Consider the following 17,481-nt stretch of genomic DNA (forward strand, 5'->3'; position numbering starts at 1 on the left):
ACGCAGCTTCATCCTGACCTTGATCACGGAGGAGATGAGCAGAGAGATGATGGTATCGACAGAGCAGAGCGGAGATTGTTTCTTCGTCTTTTCCACTCTTATAAGGCAAAACAGATCTAAGCCGCTCTAGAGCAGTGGTCAGCTCGGCTATCCGGTCTTGGGCAGTCGTTGCATGATTGCGATCCCAGAGGGTTTTCAGAGACGCTTCGTAGGAACACGGATCGATCTCTCCGTGATCCAGGTTCACAGGATGGAGAGAGAGCAGATGCCATCGTTGAGCATGGTGGCGTCTCGCTTCCTCCAGTGTAGCCATGCCCAGCGCCGCAGCCGGAAGGGAAGGGCTCGCCGCCCGTCAAGAGCGTGGGGGAGCTGCTGGCCTGGTCTTGCAGGCCCCTGGCGGAGTGGGCGCTCGATCTTGACCTGGACCTGTCCACCACTCCCGGTGCCTCACGTGCCACCCAGGCACGCCGGCATTGCCTGCCAGTGCCCTGGTTCCTCCTCCGCCCAGGAGGTCGCCCGGGCGATGAGCCAGCCCCCCGCAGTCTCGGCCCACAGCCGCTGCCCCTGCTCATCCGCCTCCAGCCGATACTGCTCCAGCCCCGGCTGCCACCGTCGCCACAGCTCCCAGGCCTCCTGCAGCCGCTGCCAGCTCTTCGCGGCTTCCTCCGGCACCCCTCGCAGCTCGATCTCGACCATCGCCTCCTGATCGCTGCCGGCCCGGCTCCAGCAGACCAGCCCCCGCGGCTGCTTCGCCAGCCACCAGGCCAGCCAGCGGCGTCCCTGTCGCTGCTCCTGCCAGCACTGCACGTCTGGCAGCCGCGCATACAGCCAGAACAGTCGCCACGGGTCCTGCTGCAGCTCCTGGGGCGTGACCGGCCACTCCAGCTCCCCACGAAACTGCGCCCAGCGTGGCCAGCTCTTCCCAGCCGGGCGCGGGGGGCGGTCTGCGTAGCCCGCTGCCCGGCGCAACGGCATGAAGGCTGCGGGAAAGCGCAGCCTCCCCCGCAACCGCAGGCCTCCCTGCTCCCGCTGGGCCACCAGCACGCCCCCCAGGGGCGCCTGCCCCGGCTGCAGCACGGCCACCAGCCTCCCTCCAGGGGCCAGCTGCTCCAGCCAGGCCCGACATACGCCGTCGCTGCTGGCGGTCACGATGATGCGGTCATACGGGGCATGCGCTGGACAGCCGGCCCGTCCATCGGCCTGCCGCAGGTGCGGCTCCAGCCCAAGTGCCTGCAGCGCCGAGGCAGCCGCCTGCAACGTCTCCGCGTCGATCTCCAGGCTGGTCACCAGACGCGCATCCCCTGTCAGGCGGCACAGCAGCGCCGTTTGATAGCCCGAGCCGGTGCCAATCTCCAGCACGCGCTGGCCCGGCTCCACCACCAGCTCCGTCAGCATGCGCGCCACCAGCGAGGGCTGCGAGCTGGATGAGAGCGTCCGCCCCCGAGCGTCGACGCGCGTCACCAGCGGTCGATCCTGATAGACCCGCTCATACCAGGCGATCTCGTCTCCCTCCGCTGGCCAGACGGGCTGCCAGCTCCGGCTGCCCGCTTCATGGTCCCAGAGCAGGGGCACCAGCCGATGACGGGGAACCTGCGTCAGCGCTTCCAGCACCGCTGGGGCCACCGGGAAGGGCTGTGCCTGGACCGCCGCTGCCAGCCGCTCAGCCCAGTGACGCCAGCCGGCGGCTCCTGTCTCTTCGGTCATGGGGTTCCCTCCTGGTCCTGAGCCGGCGCTGGCGGCTGCACCGGCATGGGCGGCTGGACGGGCCAGGGGCACCGCTCGGCCTGGCCTGCCAGCAAGGCGGCCAGCGAGGCGGCCAAAGGCAGGCCCGTGGCGTCTTCCAACCAGCCCCACTGGCCATTGGGATTCAGCTCCAGGAATACATACTCCCCCTCGGGGGTCAGCACCAGATCGATGGCGGCAAACTGGAGCCGGAGCGTGCCAACGAGGGCCAGACAGGCCGCTGCTTGCGCAGCAGGCAGCTGGTGTACTTCATACCGCAAGGCCCCATAGTCGAGACGGAAATCGAGCCGGGCAGGGGAGTCCTCGGGAGCAGTCATGGCCACGGCAAACAGACGGGCACCGATGACGGTCACGCGCACATCCGCCCGTTTGGGAATGGCCTCCTGGAAGAGCTGGAACGTCAGCGCCAGCGTGGACAGATGCGCCTGCAGGTCCTGGCGGCTCAGCCGCGTGGTGTAGATCCCTCCCTGCCACTGCCCCGGCGCAACGCGGGGGAGACCCTGGCTGAGGGGCTTGTAGACGACGCGCCCCTCACAGCGCTCAAAGAAGTCCAGGGCAGCCTGGGGATCATTGGTCAGCAGCGTGCGAGGGATGCGCCAGCCCAGTTGTTGCGCCACCACCAGCTGCAACGGTTTCCAGGAAGCAGCCCGAATGGCATCAGGATGACTCACCCACAGGCAGGGCAGGCTGCGCAGCAGGCCCCCCAGGCCGTGCCGGGCTTCCGCCGTGGCAAAGGCGACCCCTTCTGCGGTCATCCCCTTGGGGAACCCGAACTGACGGCTGGGACGGCGATACCACAGGCTGGACAGCTCTGCCAGCGGAAACGAGTCGGAGAGCCGGCGGAGGATCAGGTGCCCCTGCCAGCCGGCGCTCCTCCCCTGACTGGCCAATTCAGCGCTGAGCTGCAGGGCCAGCGGAACGTCTGCGTCATCAAAGTGAATCCAGCGGCAGCCCTGGCGGCGCAGGGCAGTCACCACTCGCTCGACATGCGCATCGCTGGCTTGCGAATAGATTCCAATGAGTGGAGGGGCCATGAGCGTCTTTTTTTCTCCTCCAGGTGCCTGCGATGAAGACAGGCCCTGCTCACTCCTCTTCCTCATCCTCCTGCTCATCTTCATCGGGGAGCCAGTCGCTGTCGAGCTTGTCCGGGTCGCTGCCATCTCCTGTGGTGATTTCTGGCTCCCAGGTGCTTTGGACGCGCTTGCCTGCCTGAGCGGGCCAGCGGCGAAAGTGCAGGCCAAAGGGTTGGAGAGCGAGGACAGATGGCTGCGCGTGCATGATGACCTCCCCCAATTTTGCAATGAGAGAAGAGTGACAACACAGTGTATTTTTAGACTAGCAGCACACACTGCTGTTGTCAAGACAGCCCATGCCTGTCATGTCAGGCACGAGCGCACGCTCTGGCACCAGAGGAAGAACCTGGCCCGGCGTCGTCCGCGAGCTGGTGCGCGTCACCCGTCCCGGCGGCTGGATCGAGCTGGTGGAAGCCAGCGGCGTCTTCTAGCCCGCCGGGCCAGCCACCCGGCGTCTGCTCGACTGGTTCACCGAGAGCAGCCGGGCGCGCGGCTTCGAGGCGGCGATTCTGCGCCAGCTCGGTGAGCTGCTCCAGCAGGCCGGCTGCGTGGATGTCACCAGCCAGGAGATCCCTGTGCCTGTGGGCCGCTGGGCTGGGGCCGCCGGCCAGCTCTTGCTCACCGACGTCCTCCACGGCCTGGGTGCCCTCAAGGACTCGTATTGCGCCCGCACGAATACCCCGCCGGACGTGAGCCGCATGCCCTGCTGGTGGCGCCCTCAACACACGGAACTGGCCCCCGCCCCGCGTGGCGAGGAGGAGCAGGACACCGGCCCGATGCAACCCAGAGCATGTGGCGTCTCCAACACTGACCTGGGATCGAGCATCGTCGCGAGCCGTCGTTGACGTTAGTCAGTCACCGGCTCGACCTCAAAGACATACACTCCTAGGGCTTCTTTCTCTGGCGGGTAGATCTCCCGGATCAAGCGCAACGCCGTGCTCGCATCACCGGCGTCTGGGGCAATCTTCTGCCATTCCTCAACAGCCAGCATCTCTTCAAAGTTCGCATAGGTCCGTATCGCTTTGATCCGGAGAGTCGCCGAGGCTCCCGATGTCTCGAGTTGGATGACCTCACCTCCCTGATAGCGCTTGATATGGTCATATCCGACACGAACCTCCAGAGTCTTCTGGCCAGCCATGATAGCGTCATAGGAGGGACGCCTGATGCGCATCACACGCATAGCGATTCTTCCTTTCTTGATTCGTGACTTCTTACGGCTCCGTTGACAAAAACGAATGGTCAGAACACTGGTAGACAATGGGCACCCTCTGCAGGTCAGCACGCTGTGAATTGCCTCCATTCGACAACACCGCTCCACTATGGTATGATATGCGAAAAGGAAGCCAGGCTAGCCCACAGGAATCACGTTGGAGGGCCAAGAGGTGAGATCTCATGGGACGGTCACAGGAAGCTACAGCGACCGAGAAAGAACGGACGCCGCTCATCGCAGCCCGGCGCGCGTGTCATCTTTCCCAGGACGAAGTGGCGGCACGGCTGGGAGTGAGCAAAACGACAGTCCATCGGTGGGAGAGGGCAGGTGCTGTTCCGCAGCCGCTCCACCTTCGGAAGCTCTGCGATCTCTTCGGCAAGTCAGCGGCAGATCTCGGCTTCCCAGAGCCGCTGGTTGACCAGACAGGAAGCGTCAGTGGAGCACTGACCACCGCTGACTGCCATGAGGAGGCGCCCAACGAGGAGGAGGGTGCGCTGGCCACTTTTCGGCAACAGCACCTCATCTCACGCCTGATGCTTCCTGTCTGGAACTGGCCAGCGGGCGACACCAGGTATCAGCGGCTCCAGTGGTGCATCACAGCGGAGCTAGAGGATCACGCGATGAAGCATGAGCTCAGTCGCCGCGACGCCCTGCGCTTCCTGGCATTGATCCCTCTAGACATGCTGGGCCTTTCGCGGGCGAGGGCAGTCTTCAAGCGGCCTTTCTCCTCTGAGGATATTTTGAAATACTGCGCAGCGGGCATCATTGCCTGTTGGAAGCTCCGCCAGGAGCACGAGCGAGCCTTTGCTGACCTGGCTGTCTCTGCATACATACCGACGCTCCAGGCGATCCTGAAGACAGCTCCCTCACCTGAACGCAAGGCTGCCGCCGAGTTGCTTGCGCAGTGCTGTTTACTGAGAGCGCCACTCGCCTGGCACCTCTCTACGGCCAGCAGCGCAGTGGGCTATGCTCAGCAGGCTGAGTACTACAGCGTTCTTGCCGGCAACCTTCTGCTCCAGATTGTGGCGCTCAAGATGCAGGCTGCTGCGCTCTATTATGCCAACCGGTGGGGTGAAGCCTTGCAGGCGACCGAGAAAGCGAAACATCTGTTGGAGGAACGAGAGAAGCGAGATAGACAGAAACAAGCCTCGGTCGCGCAGGCCGCCACGGAGCCAATTCCCCCACTTGCACAGAGCTATCTCTACGCTGGACTGGCGCTCTATCAAGCTTCCAGCGGACACAAGGAAGAAGCGCTCTCGTCCCTCCAAAAGGCACATCAGACCTTCTTCGCCCAAACTGACACACCGCCGATCTGGCTGGATCACAACCTTGGAAACCTCCTGCTTCACGATGGCAGCACGCACTTGCAGCTCGGACTCTATAAAGAAGCGCTTGATTCTTTCGAGCAGATTGAGATACAGTATGCGCAAAACGACCAGCATCGGTCATGCCTGATTGAAGCCACGTTTGAGCAAGTGATGGTCGAGACAAGTCGCGACGACCAACCCCGGAATCTGGATCGGTGCCTTGAGTTGTGGCAGAAGGGAGTAAACGGCGCAAGAGAACTACGAAGTCAGCAACGCTTTGCTGAAGCGATTCAGGCGTATACCGCTCTGCGTGCTGCGTGGCCCAGCGAGAGGCGCGTGAAGGAACTGCGGGAGCTGCTTGTCCGCTGAGAGCCAGCCTCTGTCAGAACCTACAGCACCACCGATGCTACAGGGGGAACGGTGGTGCTGTTTGCTTTGTGTGCCGTTACCTGGCGGCGTAACACCGTGTTACGTGGGGAACGAGTTGCCTGCATGCTGTTGTCTCCCTGCAATCGCTCAAGTTCCTCCTTTCTCACTATACTTCTCATTGGTTGCCTGGGCATGAGTTGCCTGTCTTCACACCGACTCGGGCCTGACTCATGAAGGCTGGGCAGACGGCTGATCTGTGACTTTTCCAGCCTCTGCCGCCTGGAAGAACAGTCGGTTCAACAAACAGAGACGAGGCCGCATCAGCGATGCCTGCGGCCAGACAATGGTGAGGAGGAGTATCTGATGGCAACTGCCGTACAACCGCTCACAGATGTTCTTGTGTTACCGTCGCCCTGTCCCCACTGCCGCCGACGGCAGGCACAGCCAGAGGCGGCTTCCCTGCCCACGCAGGCATCGGCCACCTCCCTCGTTCCTGGCCGCAGGGGGGGCGCCTCTGCCGAGCTATCCTCTCCTCCTGATGAGAAGACGTCCATTGCTCTACGAAGGGAGTACTGATATGGCCTTCTGGCGTCATCTTTTCCGCAGGCGCCGCCGAGTCCAGGCGGCCTCCGCTGCCCCCGCCGTGGTCATGACGGCAGCGGCGGTGAGCACAGCCCCCGAGCACGGGTCTCCTTCCCCCTTCGCCCAGCGCCGCTATCTGGAGGGCGTGCCCTCTCTGTTGCCCAAAGATCCCCTCGAGGATCAGCGGCTCAACTATCAGCACCATGCCTTGTATCGCACTCTGAGCAACCACTCCCTGGCCCCGCTCGCTCCTGAGAGCACCCGCACCATCCTGGATGTGGGCACCGGCACCGGCATCTGGGCTTTCGAGATGCACGCCCTCTTTCCTCATGCCCTCGTGGTGGGCGTCGACGTCTCCTTGCACCCTTGCTCTTCTCCCCGTGGCCGGGATCGGCAGCCTGCTCCCCTCCTTCAATCTTGTCCTTCCGTGCCTTGGTCACAGGACGCCTGCTTAGACCAGGAGATCAAGCAAATCGCGGACACGCCGCTCCTGGGGCCAGCAAGCCAGAGCCTGCTTGAGATGCGTCATCCACTCTTGACGCCGCATCTGACTCGGAAACCGCTGGAATCCTTGGAATCCCAGGATTGCAGAGCAGGTATAGGCTTCCACATCGCCTTCCTGGATAGCGAGCAGTGCACGCTGATTGTGTATACCCAGTCTTGCACGCTCTGGAATGGCTTGTTTCAGAGCAAGCCCCTCCGCCTGCGCAAGGGCCTGCTCAGCCGCTCGCAGGTGCTCACGTCGTCTCTCATGCTTTTGCAATGCGAACCACACAAAGCTTTCAAAAAGAATGAGCATATGCTGCCCTTCATCGGCGGTCAAGAAAGCAGGGAGAGAGGACCAGCCTGACTCGTCAAGACAGCTGGCCTTCGCTCGCTCCAAGCTTTCGAGCGCTTCTCTTGCATTGCCCTCCTGTGCATAGGCGCGCGCTAACCCCATCTGGACCTTGCCCTGCAAGACCAGTGGAACCTGATCCAGCAGCTGAGCAGCTTCTTGATACGCAGCCAACATCTCTTCTGTCCGTCCCAGATGGAAACAAGCTCCCCCAAGCCTGGTCAGCGCTTTCACCAGCAGCGTCCGATCTCCCGCTACCCGACTGAGCGTCACTGCTTCCTGATCATAGACCCTGCGCCTTTCAAACTGTAGGTGATGAAAAGCCACAAAGCCCAGCAGCAGATATCCCTGTGCTGCCAGGCGTGCCACCTCTTCCCTCACAACAGCAGAGGTGGCTGCATCGGTGGCCCACTGGCGTAACAGAGGCAGGTAGCTCCTGACGGTCTGCTCCACTAAAGCCAGGTCTGTCCCATTGAGCAACTGCCAGCAGGCCGTCAGACTCGCTGCACAGGCTGGCAGCACCTCTGCCTCCATCGCCGCTTCTGCAAGGACTCGCTTCCCTGCACCTCTCCCCAGCAGGCCAACAGGGAGCCCGGCCAGCACCAGCAATGCGCTGCGGCGAGACAGACGGTTCTCCTGCTCGTCTTGGGGCAATGTCATGCTCTGCACCTCCTGTGTGAGCTGTGCCTCTAACATGGAGAGCGGGCCTCCGTCCCACTGCAGGACCAGCGCAACCAGCCGCGCTGTCTGGCTCCCAAACTGCAAGGCTTCCTCAACCTCCTCCTCGCCAGATGCGACCCGCTGTTGTTCCCTGGCTTCCACCTCCAGCAGCCCCCCCATCGTTCTCCTTGTTGTCCATTGTATCATACTGCCCTTCTCAAGCCACTCTGAGTGGAACAGCGATGTCAGTGATAGCCAGGGGAATCGGTGCTTACGCCCAGCCGCGAGCAAGTGGCTGATCGCCTGCTGCAACTGCTCGGAGCCAGACAGCCCTTTGCGTGACCACTGCTCACAGGCTCCTTCATAGGAGCAACGCGCCTGGTGCAGATAACCCGCCTCTACCAAGCTCTGCACGAGTGCCAGAAGCGTTTCTTCCTGGATCTCCATCCCGTACTCTTCTTCCCCTTCAAGTAGGGCCGCGCACTGCTCCTCCAGCTGCTCCAGTTTGCCAAGCTGCGCATAGAGATGCACGAGCCACACACCGCACCGTGCGCGCTGCCGCTCCTGCCGGGCCATGTCAAGGTGGAGGCAGCTAGCCGCTCTTGCCTCCATACCAGGTCCTCCTTCCCTTCTGCTATACTAAGAGATGCACCTTCTCACGAAACCGCCATCGATTACCAGGAAAGGAGTGCTGCTCTTATGACAGCTTCCTCTGTACTCGTGCCTCCAGGGGGAGAGACCGTCGCGGTCATCGTGGCTCACCCGGACGATGCCGAGTCCTTCTGTGGAGGAACCATTGCCCGTCTGGTTCAGGAGGATCATGTCGTCCACTATCTTATCGTCACTCATGGCGAAAAAGGCAGCGACGACCCCCAGATGACCCCTGAACGCCTGCGTCTCCTGCGCAAGCAGGAGCAGCAGGCTGCCGCTCAGCTCCTGGGAGTCCAGACGGTCACCTTCTTAGAGGGCTACGTCGACGGCGTGGTGACAGCCTCCCTGGCTTTACGGGAAGCTCTTGTCCGCTTTCTTCGCACCATTCGTCCCGAGGTGGTCTTGACCTTTGATCCCTGGAAGCGCTATGAATTGCATCCTGATCATCGAGCTGTTGGGTGGGCCACAGTGGACGCTATTGCAGCTGCCCGCGGTCGGCTTGATTATCCTGAGCAGGTGGAGATGGGCCTGGCGCCCCATACCGTCCGGCAGATCTATTTCTTCAACACGGATCAGCCGAACCACTGGGTGGATATCAGTGCTGTGTTTGAACGCAAAGTGGAAGCTCGCTGCTGCCACGTGAGTCAACTGCGGCCAGGGCGGCATCCCAGTGGCTATTTGCGGCGTTGGGCGGAGGAGGCCGGGACTGCGGCAGGCCTGTCCCTGGCAGAAGCATTTCATTTTATGGGCCTCTAACGCCTCGACTTGGCGTCGACATCCACCTTCCTTTCCTCCCTGTCGATGAGAACCTCAAGAGGAGAGAAGAGATGATATAATAAGGGGCACACTGGAACAAGAGAGGGTGTTGCCTCAAGGTCAGCAGCAGCTGTCTCTCAGCGGCAGCGTGCTCGGGAAAGGAGATGAGAGTCCCTATGCCTGAATCCACTTCTTCTGTTCTGCTTCCCCCTGGGGGGCAGCGCGTTCTCGTAGTGCAGGCTCACCCAGATGACGCTGAGCACCTCTGTGGGGGTACCATTGCATTACTGGCTCGTGAAGGAAAGGAGGTCCATTATCTCCTGGTGACGCGAGGGGATAAAGGCAGCGATGATCTACACTTACCTCCCGAGCAACTGGCAAGAATTCGGGAGCAGGAGCAGCGTGAAGCAGCTTCCGTGCTCGGGGTGCAGTCGGTGATCTTTCTGGAAGGGTATTCCGATGGGGAAGTTGAACCCTGCCTGCAGTTGCGGCGGGAAATCGCACTGGTGATCCGCCAGCTTCGACCTGATGTTGTCTTCACCTTCGATCCCTGGAGAAAGGATGAGGTCCACCCTGATCACCGAGCGGTCGGGATCTGTACGGTGGATGCAATTGCGTGTGCACGGGGCCTCTGGTATTACCCAGAGCAGCTCCATGATGGCATCACTCCTCATGCGGTGCGCCAGATCTATTACTTTGCCACCGATCGCCCGAACCATTGGGTGGATATCGGCACCGTGGTCGAGCAGAAAGCTGCAGCTTTGCGATGCCATGCCAGCCAAACGAGTCGAAAAGACATCCTGCAGTGGATACGGGAGAAAGGTATTGTAGCAGGGGCAGAGCATAAATTTAAGATCGCAGAGGCTTTCCATCACCATGCACTCTAGCCGGGCAGCGCCTTGCCACGGAATATCCTCCTGTCACTGGGACCGCTGGCCACCAGAAAATGATCGCTGCCAGCAGTCCCAGCATGGGGGATGACCGGCCTCATGAAGCAGGACTTCTAGGCGGCGAACATAGGGGTTCTTAGGTGCTACCTCGTTGAGCAGGGCATGCAAGGCTGCAACGTGCTTGAGCCCTCGATGAGAATGGATACGCAGAGCTACTGTAAGAGCATCCATAGCGATCTGGGCACTCTGTTCGACTTCCTTTTGAAGCAGGTAGAAGCGGGCTTCAGTGAGGGCGTAATCTACCCGCGCTGACTGGTGGGGAAGGTACTCTTCCAAATTCCGCAAGGCGAGTTCAAGCTCATTTTTGGCCTCTGCCATCAACCGGCTATTTGCTCGACGGTAAGGGTCTTTCAGGGCGACCAAATCGCGATCAGTAACGTGAGCAAAGGCGAAGCGCATCAGCACCTTCGCTCGTTCGTGATGGACAGCATAGAGATTAAACCACAGGAAGGAGTCATCCTCTTCAACTCGCCCTTTATACAAGAGATTGGTTGCCCTATCGTGCCAGCGTCGGCACTGATACTTCAACTGCTCATCTCCCTCCGCATAGAAGGCATGAATCTCTGAGGCGAGCAGATAGCAGGCGCCGCGTACGGGTCGATTTGTCTGCTCAGCCAGTGATAATGCGGCTTCAATATCCTCCTTGGCGTGCTGATATTTTTGTTGAATGGTATGGAGACGTGCACGCTTGTAGAAGGCAAGCGCGATGAGTGCCGGATCACGAGGTGTCACTAACCCCGCTGTCTCTAATCCCTGATTGATATAAGAAAGCGCTCTCTCATCCTGGCAGTGATGCTGAGCAATAAAGGCCGTATGCTGATAATACTGACTGAGCAGTGCGATCCACCGAGATCTCTCATGAGCAGGGGCACGTTCAACTATTGTCTCAAGTTCTCTCTGATGCATTAAAAATCGATACACTGCCGTGGGGGTATATTTATCGGGAGCAGTATGGGCAGCAGCTAAGAGATCTTCGTAGAGGCCATAACAACTCTCTGCAAGAAACTCAGAGAATGATTCGAAGTCTTTGATGTATTTTGCTACCTCATTCTCTTCAAGCAGACTTCTCCAGCTGAGGCCAAGCAAAGCAGGAGGAATAGAGAGAACCCTACAGAGGAGCGTACGGCGGTTCATGTCTGAAAGATACACCTGGCTTTCCCAGTAGGCAACTGTTTGTTTATCAACACCACAGATAACAGCGAGTGCCTCCTGGGTATAGCCATTCCTTCTGCGATAGTCAGCAATAACCTCCCCCATATGAGGCAGGCCATAGAGTCCAGGCGAGTACTTCCCGTAGCGCCAGAGCTGCTTCCCCATACTGAGACTCCCCACTTGCTACAAGGTGGCTGCCAGCAAATCTCTGCGCCCATTATAGCAGGCTGAATGAGGAATTGCAATGGCTCTACCAAGGAGTCATTTGTGCTCTCCTAACAGTTCCCAGACTTCTAGGGAGCTTTCGTCTTGGTTTTCTTAGAGAAGTTTCCTACTATTGTAACGGTAAGACTCCGAGCTGATCCACGACGATCTGAGAAGCAGATGATTCATCTGTCAACGTTCTGATCCAGAGGACTGGACCACACGGCGAAAGAAAGGAGTGCGATCCAATGGCCACCTTTCCGCAACCGCGGACCAGTTGGCCTGCAAAACTGCCGGCCTGCCCGCGCTGTGGGCAGCGGCAAGCTCAGGCCCAGCCCAATCCGACGGCTCAACCTCACCTGACGCCGGCAGGCTCCGTTGCCAAGCCGGACGCCATCCAATCCGCTCGTCCTGATGAGATCTCGTCCATGCTGCTCAGAAAGGAGCCGTGACAGACATGGCCTTCTTGCGTCACCTGTTGGGCCGCCGCTGGACCCGGGCCGCCGTCGCCTCGACCCTGCCCGACGCGCTCGCTGCCCCGAGCGCGGGCGCGCCTCCCTCCACCAGGCAGCGCCAGTATCTGGACGATGTCCCCTATCTGTTGCCCAAGGACCCGCTGGAAGATCAGCGGCTCAATTACCAGCACCACGCCCTGTATCGCACTCTGAGCAACCACTCCCTGGCCCCGCTCGCTCCTGAGCGCACCCGCACCATCCTGGACGTGGGCACCGGCACCGGCATCTGGGCCTTCGAGATGCAGGCCCTCTTTCCTCACGCCCTCTGCTCGACTGCTTCACCGGCATCAGCCGCCAGCTCGGCTTCGAGCTGGCCGTCCTGCGCCGGTTGGGCCAGGTCCTGCCGCCAGCAAGCAGATGGACCACCTCGGTCACGCTCACCACGAGGCCCCTCGCTCCTGTGAGCACCCGCTCCTCGCCTTCCAACTGGCCGACAGCGAATCTCCGTCAGACAGGCTGGCAGGAAGTGCCTGGGGCCGCTGGCAGACTTGGCTGGGTTGCTGGCCGCGGGGAGAAGAGCTGGAAGCCGATCGAGATCGCCTGGGTGCTGCTGGAATGGCGCTGCCGGGAGGCGCGGGACCTGGGCAGTGGCTGGCTGCTGCTGGACAAGCAGGTTTGCACCTTTTTATAGGGCTCCTGTTCTTGAGAGCATAGTCAGGGCAGATACACATGATTGCTTTGTCCTTCCCATCTTGACGGGCGCGGTGCGCAATGCTATCCTGAAAATAGCTCTGGAGAGAATAAGGCGCGTCTCCTTGCTGGAGTCGAAGGAGGTCAGCTTGAAGAGCAGCGGTCTATCTGCGCCGAAGATCAGGGAGTTGCGTCTGAGCCTTGGAGCGCTGGGTACATGCACAACAGGAGGTTGGTCGGAGGTTCCAATGACCCAGGATCATCAGCGAGTCTCTCACGAGTCTCATGTACCCCCTTCGTGTCGTCTGCGTGTCTATCTCTATGGCCCCCTGGAAGTCTGGAAGCGCAATCCCGATGGCTCCTGGAGTTTGCTTGATAAGGCCGCATGGGGGAAAGGACGGCCAGCTCGTTCTGTCTTCAAACGCTTGCTGACAGCTCCCGGGCGGCATCTTTCGCGCGCTGCTCTCCAGGATGATCTCTGGCCAGAGATCGATCAGCTCGCCCTCGCCGATAAGATGGTCTACAGTGCTGTCAACCAGATCCGCCGAGCTATTGGCAAAGATCTAGTGCGCACACTGGAAACGGGCTATGCACTGGCAGATCAATCGATTATCTGGGTCGATGATGACACTTGTAGAGCGCTCCTTGCTGAAGCTGAGGATCGGGGAGGCACCACTGATGAGGCTGTTCCTCTGCTCGAACAAGCACTGGCTTATCAGGAGCGTGGTGAGTTGCTGGAAGGGGAGGGAGGGACCTGGGTGTATGGAGTCCGACAACGCAGCGAGGAGATGCTGAGACAATGCCGGCGTTGGCTCGCCAACGCCTACGAACGGCAAGGAAGGCTCTGGCAAGCAGGAGAACAGTACCGGGCGTTGTTTCACTCTATTCCCCCAGATGAGGAAGCGCTCCGGGCCTGGATCGCGATGTTGCTCCGGCATGGTAGATCTCAGGAGGCATGGCGATGCTATCAGATGGCCCAGGAAGCAGCTAAGGCACAGGGGTTCTCTCTCTCGTTTCTCTTCGACGCCCCATCATTTCATCCTCAGCAGGCTCTGGACTCTCCATCTCCGGCTGCTCCTCAGCCAGCCTCCCCTTTCTTCTCGCTACCCTCCTTTGAGCGAACCTCCTCTGATCTGCTGGTGGTCACTGATACCGAGCTTTGTGATCGTCTGATGACACTGCTCACCAGACCAGCACTGGCCGCCCAGAGAGAAATACACTATTTTGACCAGCAGACGAGAGTGTACTGGCTGGCCCGAGAAGAACACGCCTTGCCTCCGTCTCTACTATATTCGGCTGTTGTGAAATATCTGGAGAGTCTGACGTTTGTACTTGCCGGCTCCCAGACAGCAGGTTTCCGCCAGCGGCTCTGTGCCACGATCAGTCGGACGGCACTGCTCGCTGGTGTATTGCTGTATGACAGAGGGCACTATTCGAAAGCTCGTACCTCCTACCAACTGGCTCTGCGGGCAGCAGCCGAGGCCGATGATCCTCTCCTCCAGGCGGTCATCTGGGGGTGGATGAGTTTCACCTGGACCTACTCATTGCAGTATCAGAGAGCACTTCGCTGTATCCAGGCTGCACGTCAACTTAGCCTCCCCCATGCCGATCGACTGTTACATACCTGGCTTGCTGCAGTCGAGGCCGAAATTCGTGCTCATTTGCACCATCACGATACCTGTCTTGAATGCCTCCGTGTCCTTGAACAGGAAGGCTCCTCTGCCCAGGAATCTGATCTGGCCTTTCTCATCGAGTTTCAACCCGGCTTACTGCTGGGGTATAAAGGCGTGTGTCTGCAACTGCTGTATCAGCGTCAACAGTCCACAACGAATGGGTTCTTACGTGAGGCTCAAGAAGCATTGGAGCAAGCCTTAACCACTCCTTCTCCTCCCAGGCGCAAACTGTACTATCTGAGCGATCTTGCCAGTGCTTATGCTCGCCAGGGAGAGATCGAGCAAGCCTGTACCTTTGTCTCGCGTTGTCTTGCGCTTCTCACTGAGCTTGGAGAACAATCTCTGACTGCTCAGAAGCACCTACTTCAAGTCCAGGAGCTGCTACAACCCTACCACGATGTTCCTTCTGTCAAAGCACTGAATGAGCAGCTCCAGCCTTTCTCTCTCAGGGGGCGAGAAGGGGGAGCAGCTCAATAAGGTCATGCAGGGTCCAGTCAGGATGCACCGTGCATTCGTGGCTCAGTCCTTTGCAGCTCGCGTCGTACCAGATGGCAAAAAGCCCCACTTGTTGAGCACCTGTAATGTCGCAGGTCAGATCATCGCCAATCATCCAGGCTTCAGAAGCCCTGAGATGCAGCCGTTCCAACGCCAGCCGAAAGATGCGGGCATCTGGCTTCGCGAAGCCAACCTCTTCCTCGATCAGCAGCGTATCGAACCACGAGGCTAAACCATGATGCATGATTTTGCGGCGTTGGTAGGTCGCATTCCCATTGGTCACCAGCGCTAGAGCAAGCGAGCGCTGGCGGCAGATCTGGAGCACTTCCAGTGCATGAGGAGCAAGGGAACGATGGGCGTCTCGAAGCTGCTCATAGGCCCGCACAATCTCCACTGCCATCTCGTTAGGTGCTCGTTGCAGGCTAGCCAGAGCGCCAGCAACCACTTCTAACCGCGTCTCAAATGGTTCCAGACGATCTCTCCGCTGTTGTTCGGGATCATGGGCGATGGCGCGCCGGTACGCCTGATAGCTTGCTTGCAGAGCCTGAAAGAGGGCCTCAGCAGGAAGGTCCAGTGCCGGCGCAAATTGGCGAGCCACTTCTTGCCAGCTCTGAGCCGGACTCTGGCTGGTGAGCAATAGCACCCCATCCATGTCGAAAAGCAAACCCCGAGGATGAGGAATCTGTCTGTGACCATGATACTGCTTCATCAATGCGAGTATACCATATTGCATCCCTTTCCTGCCACCCACCCTCCCTCTCGCCTGATTGCTGCGCTTGAGAGCGCTCAACGATCTCCACAAGCGAGGGAATTCACTTATGGCGGACACCGCGCCCTTCCCTGTCTCGTACCCGGCGATGCAGAGAGCAGTCTCAGAAACTTCAGAGAAACGGGGAAGAACTGTCGGAAAAGCTTCGCCTCTCCCCCAGCTATATTTCCCCTAGGAACACGAGCCAAAGTCTCTGCCCTAGAATGGAGGACATGCTCGATGGCAACTGCCATTCAACCTGTGCCGCCTGTCGAGAGGCAACGGCCTGCGACCCTCACCAGCGCTGCAAGGGCTGATGCTTCCAGCGCTGACGTCCGCTCTTTTCCCGTTCCCGTCACGCTCCCAGCCCCGAGGTCAGGGGAGACACGGGCTTCTCAGAGGAGGTGAGGGATGCCCTGGTGGTGGCACGCGCGCCGATCGGAAGCCGAGCTGCGTTCCGTGGCCCCCTCGCCTTCGACGGAGGCTTCCCCTGTCCTGGTCGATGTCGCTGGGCGCCGACGCTTCCAGGACATGCCGTACCTGCTTCCCAAAGACCAGCAGGAGCTGAACCGGCTGGACTATCAGCACTATGTGCTTCGCCAGGTCTTCCGCGGCAACGTCCTGGCCCCCGTGCAGGACCTGCTGCGTGAGGGCACCGCCGTCCTGGATGTGGGCACCGGCACCGGTCGCTGGGCCATCGAAGTCGCCGAAGCCTTTCCTCGTTGTCGCGTGGTCGGCTTCGACCGGGAACCCGCTCGCTCCTCGCAGGGGCTGCCGCCCGGCTTTCGCTTCGTGCAAGGCGATCTGCTCCAGGGGCTGCCCTTTGCCGATGCCACCTTTGGCTACGTCCATCAGCGCCTGCTGGTCGCTGGCATCCCCCTGGCGCAGTGGCCCGCCGTCCTGCGCGAGCTGCTGCGCGTCACCCGCCGCGGCGGCTGGATCGAGCTGGTCGAACTCGGGCTGGGCTTCTTTCCACAAGGCCCTTGCCTGCAGCAGATCGTGACCTGGTGGCAGCAGCTCAGTGTTGCCCGTGGCATGGACGCCAGCCAGCTCTTCCTGCTGGGCCGCTGGCTGCGCGAGGCGGGCGCCCTCCAGGTCGAGCAGCGTACCTGCTGGCTGCCCGTTGGCCGCTGGGGTGGACGCCTGGGGCAGTTGCTGGCCCAGGATCTGCTGGTCGCCGCCGGCACCCTGGAGGCCCCCGTTGAAGGGCTGGGCGTGTCGGTAGCCCGCTTTCACGAGATCCTGGAAGGGCTGGCCCGCGAGTGGGAGGAGGGCCAGGTCACCTACGAGGTCTACACCGCCTGGGGGAGGAAGCCATGAACTGGCCTCGCGCGCGGCGCCGCGGGCGTCTGCTGACTGGCACCGCCCCGTTGCCCCTGCTCCCCCTGAGTGACTGGGCGCGGGCGGCCCGGCTGCTCGGGGCCCTCGTGCGGCTGCTGGCTCCCCGGCTCTCGTCTGCCGGCTGGGGCCGCTGGCAGACCTGGCTGGATTGCTGGCCGCCAGGAGAAGCGCTGGAAGCCGATCGAGATCGCCTGGGTGCTGCTGGAACGGCGCTGCCGCCAGGCGCGGGACCTGGGCAGTGGCTGGCGGCTGCTGGACGAGCAGGAGGTCCGCGAGCTGCGCTGGCTGCTGGGAGCCGGCGAGCAGTTCCTGCGGCGCTTCCTGGCTCAGCCCCGCCAGGGGCTGTCGGCCCAGGACCTGGAGCAGCTCCGGCAGGGTCCCCCGCTGTTGCGCCGCCTGGGACGCGTCTTGCGCTGGCAGCCCCGCCGCGAGGGCCTCAACTGAGGAGCGGGGGATGGCCTGCCTCTGGGCCTCTCCCCCCAACACAGATCACCGGGATGTCAACAGAACAGAAAGGAGGAGCTTCTCCCATCGTGGCTCGATCCCTGACATCACGCTGGCGGGCCTGCTCAGGCGGGCAGGTCTTC

Annotated in this window: 18 protein-coding genes; 11 read left to right on the forward strand and 7 right to left on the reverse strand. The window is 60.8% G+C overall.

Features of this window, described 5'->3' with window-relative positions:
* Positions 1-447: 447 nt before the first annotated feature.
* The 3 genes from A4R35_RS09835 to A4R35_RS09845 are packed head-to-tail and all read right to left on the reverse strand — an operon-like array spanning position 448 to position 3,021.
* A complete protein-coding gene (locus tag A4R35_RS09835) occupies positions 448-1,704 on the reverse strand; it encodes a protein-L-isoaspartate O-methyltransferase family protein (protein ID WP_112428881.1) in 1,257 nt (418 codons plus the stop codon).
* Positions 1,701-2,777, reverse strand: a complete 1,077-nt coding sequence (locus tag A4R35_RS09840) for an MvdC/MvdD family ATP grasp protein (protein WP_112428883.1) — start codon at positions 2,775-2,777, stop codon at positions 1,701-1,703. Before A4R35_RS09840 ends, A4R35_RS09835 begins: the two co-directional genes overlap by 4 nt.
* Before the next feature lie 49 nt (positions 2,778-2,826).
* Positions 2,827-3,021 carry a hypothetical protein gene (locus A4R35_RS09845; RefSeq protein ID WP_112428885.1) on the reverse strand — a complete coding sequence of 65 codons (195 nt, stop codon included), beginning with the start codon at positions 3,019-3,021 and terminating at the stop codon, positions 2,827-2,829.
* A gap of 100 nt (positions 3,022-3,121) precedes the next feature.
* Between A4R35_RS09845 and A4R35_RS24970 the strand changes: the two genes are divergently transcribed.
* Together A4R35_RS24970 and A4R35_RS23900 are read left to right on the forward strand one after the other, a co-directional pair.
* Positions 3,122-3,247 carry a hypothetical protein gene (locus A4R35_RS24970; RefSeq protein ID WP_262982321.1) on the forward strand — a complete coding sequence of 42 codons (126 nt, stop codon included), beginning with the start codon at positions 3,122-3,124 and terminating at the stop codon, positions 3,245-3,247.
* A gap of 117 nt (positions 3,248-3,364) precedes the next feature.
* Positions 3,365-3,661 (forward strand): hypothetical protein, encoded by a 297-nt coding sequence (locus tag A4R35_RS23900; protein ID WP_146747164.1) that lies wholly within the window; start codon positions 3,365-3,367, stop codon positions 3,659-3,661.
* 2 nt (positions 3,662-3,663) lie between these two features.
* Here A4R35_RS23900 and A4R35_RS09855 read toward each other — a convergent pair whose 3' ends face one another.
* A complete protein-coding gene (locus tag A4R35_RS09855) occupies positions 3,664-3,996 on the reverse strand; it encodes an ASCH domain-containing protein (RefSeq protein ID WP_189361599.1) in 333 nt (110 codons plus the stop codon).
* Between the two features lie 212 nt (positions 3,997-4,208).
* Between A4R35_RS09855 and A4R35_RS09860 the strand changes: the two genes are divergently transcribed.
* Entirely contained in the window at positions 4,209-5,702 is a 1,494-nt protein-coding gene (locus A4R35_RS09860; protein ID WP_112428891.1) for an XRE family transcriptional regulator, read from the forward strand.
* Between the two features lie 1,033 nt (positions 5,703-6,735).
* On the opposite strand, the gene A4R35_RS09870 is transcribed toward A4R35_RS09860, so the two are convergent.
* A complete protein-coding gene (locus A4R35_RS09870) occupies positions 6,736-8,391 on the reverse strand; it encodes a tetratricopeptide repeat protein (protein WP_189361601.1) in 1,656 nt (551 codons plus the stop codon).
* Positions 8,392-8,478: 87 nt separating this feature from the next.
* Between A4R35_RS09870 and A4R35_RS09875 the strand changes: the two genes are divergently transcribed.
* Positions 8,479-9,186, forward strand: a complete 708-nt coding sequence (locus tag A4R35_RS09875; protein ID WP_189361603.1) for a PIG-L deacetylase family protein — start codon at positions 8,479-8,481, stop codon at positions 9,184-9,186.
* 176 nt (positions 9,187-9,362) lie between these two features.
* The gene (locus A4R35_RS09880) at positions 9,363-10,073 is read left to right on the forward strand and encodes a PIG-L deacetylase family protein (RefSeq protein ID WP_189361605.1); all 711 of its coding nucleotides are present in this window, start codon (positions 9,363-9,365) and stop codon (positions 10,071-10,073) included.
* Between the two features lie 33 nt (positions 10,074-10,106).
* Here A4R35_RS09880 and A4R35_RS09885 read toward each other — a convergent pair whose 3' ends face one another.
* The gene (locus tag A4R35_RS09885; RefSeq protein ID WP_112428901.1) at positions 10,107-11,453 is read right to left on the reverse strand and encodes a helix-turn-helix transcriptional regulator; all 1,347 of its coding nucleotides are present in this window, start codon (positions 11,451-11,453) and stop codon (positions 10,107-10,109) included.
* Between the two features lie 287 nt (positions 11,454-11,740).
* Here A4R35_RS09885 and A4R35_RS09890 point away from each other — a divergent pair, with 287 nt between their 5' ends.
* From A4R35_RS09890 to A4R35_RS09905, 4 genes are all read left to right on the forward strand, one after another.
* Positions 11,741-11,944 carry a hypothetical protein gene (locus tag A4R35_RS09890; protein WP_112428903.1) on the forward strand — a complete coding sequence of 68 codons (204 nt, stop codon included), beginning with the start codon at positions 11,741-11,743 and terminating at the stop codon, positions 11,942-11,944.
* 5 nt (positions 11,945-11,949) lie between these two features.
* Complete coding sequence (locus A4R35_RS09895) at positions 11,950-12,411, forward strand: class I SAM-dependent methyltransferase (RefSeq protein ID WP_112428905.1); 462 nt, start codon at positions 11,950-11,952, stop codon at positions 12,409-12,411.
* Positions 12,408-12,638, forward strand: coding sequence for a hypothetical protein (locus A4R35_RS09900; protein ID WP_112428908.1), 231 nt, complete (start codon positions 12,408-12,410; stop codon positions 12,636-12,638). The genes A4R35_RS09895 and A4R35_RS09900 overlap by 4 nt, the downstream gene beginning before the upstream one ends.
* A gap of 247 nt (positions 12,639-12,885) precedes the next feature.
* Positions 12,886-14,787, forward strand: a complete 1,902-nt coding sequence (locus A4R35_RS09905) for an AfsR/SARP family transcriptional regulator (protein ID WP_112428910.1) — start codon at positions 12,886-12,888, stop codon at positions 14,785-14,787.
* On the opposite strand, the gene A4R35_RS09910 is transcribed toward A4R35_RS09905, so the two are convergent.
* Positions 14,756-15,538: an HAD family hydrolase gene (locus A4R35_RS09910; protein ID WP_112428911.1), complete on the reverse strand. Its 783-nt coding sequence runs from the start codon at positions 15,536-15,538 to the stop codon at positions 14,756-14,758. The two genes, A4R35_RS09905 and A4R35_RS09910, sit on opposite strands and share 32 nt — an antisense overlap.
* Before the next feature lie 426 nt (positions 15,539-15,964).
* Here A4R35_RS09910 and A4R35_RS09915 point away from each other — a divergent pair, with 426 nt between their 5' ends.
* Positions 15,965-16,873: a class I SAM-dependent methyltransferase gene (locus A4R35_RS09915; RefSeq protein ID WP_112428913.1), complete on the forward strand. Its 909-nt coding sequence runs from the start codon at positions 15,965-15,967 to the stop codon at positions 16,871-16,873.
* A gap of 216 nt (positions 16,874-17,089) precedes the next feature.
* Positions 17,090-17,338, forward strand: coding sequence for a hypothetical protein (locus tag A4R35_RS09920; RefSeq protein ID WP_112428915.1), 249 nt, complete (start codon positions 17,090-17,092; stop codon positions 17,336-17,338).
* Positions 17,339-17,481: the final 143 nt, after the last annotated feature.

It is taken from the genome of Thermogemmatispora tikiterensis, from assembly GCF_003268475.1.
Lineage (GTDB): Bacteria > Chloroflexota > Ktedonobacteria > Ktedonobacterales > Ktedonobacteraceae > Thermogemmatispora > Thermogemmatispora tikiterensis.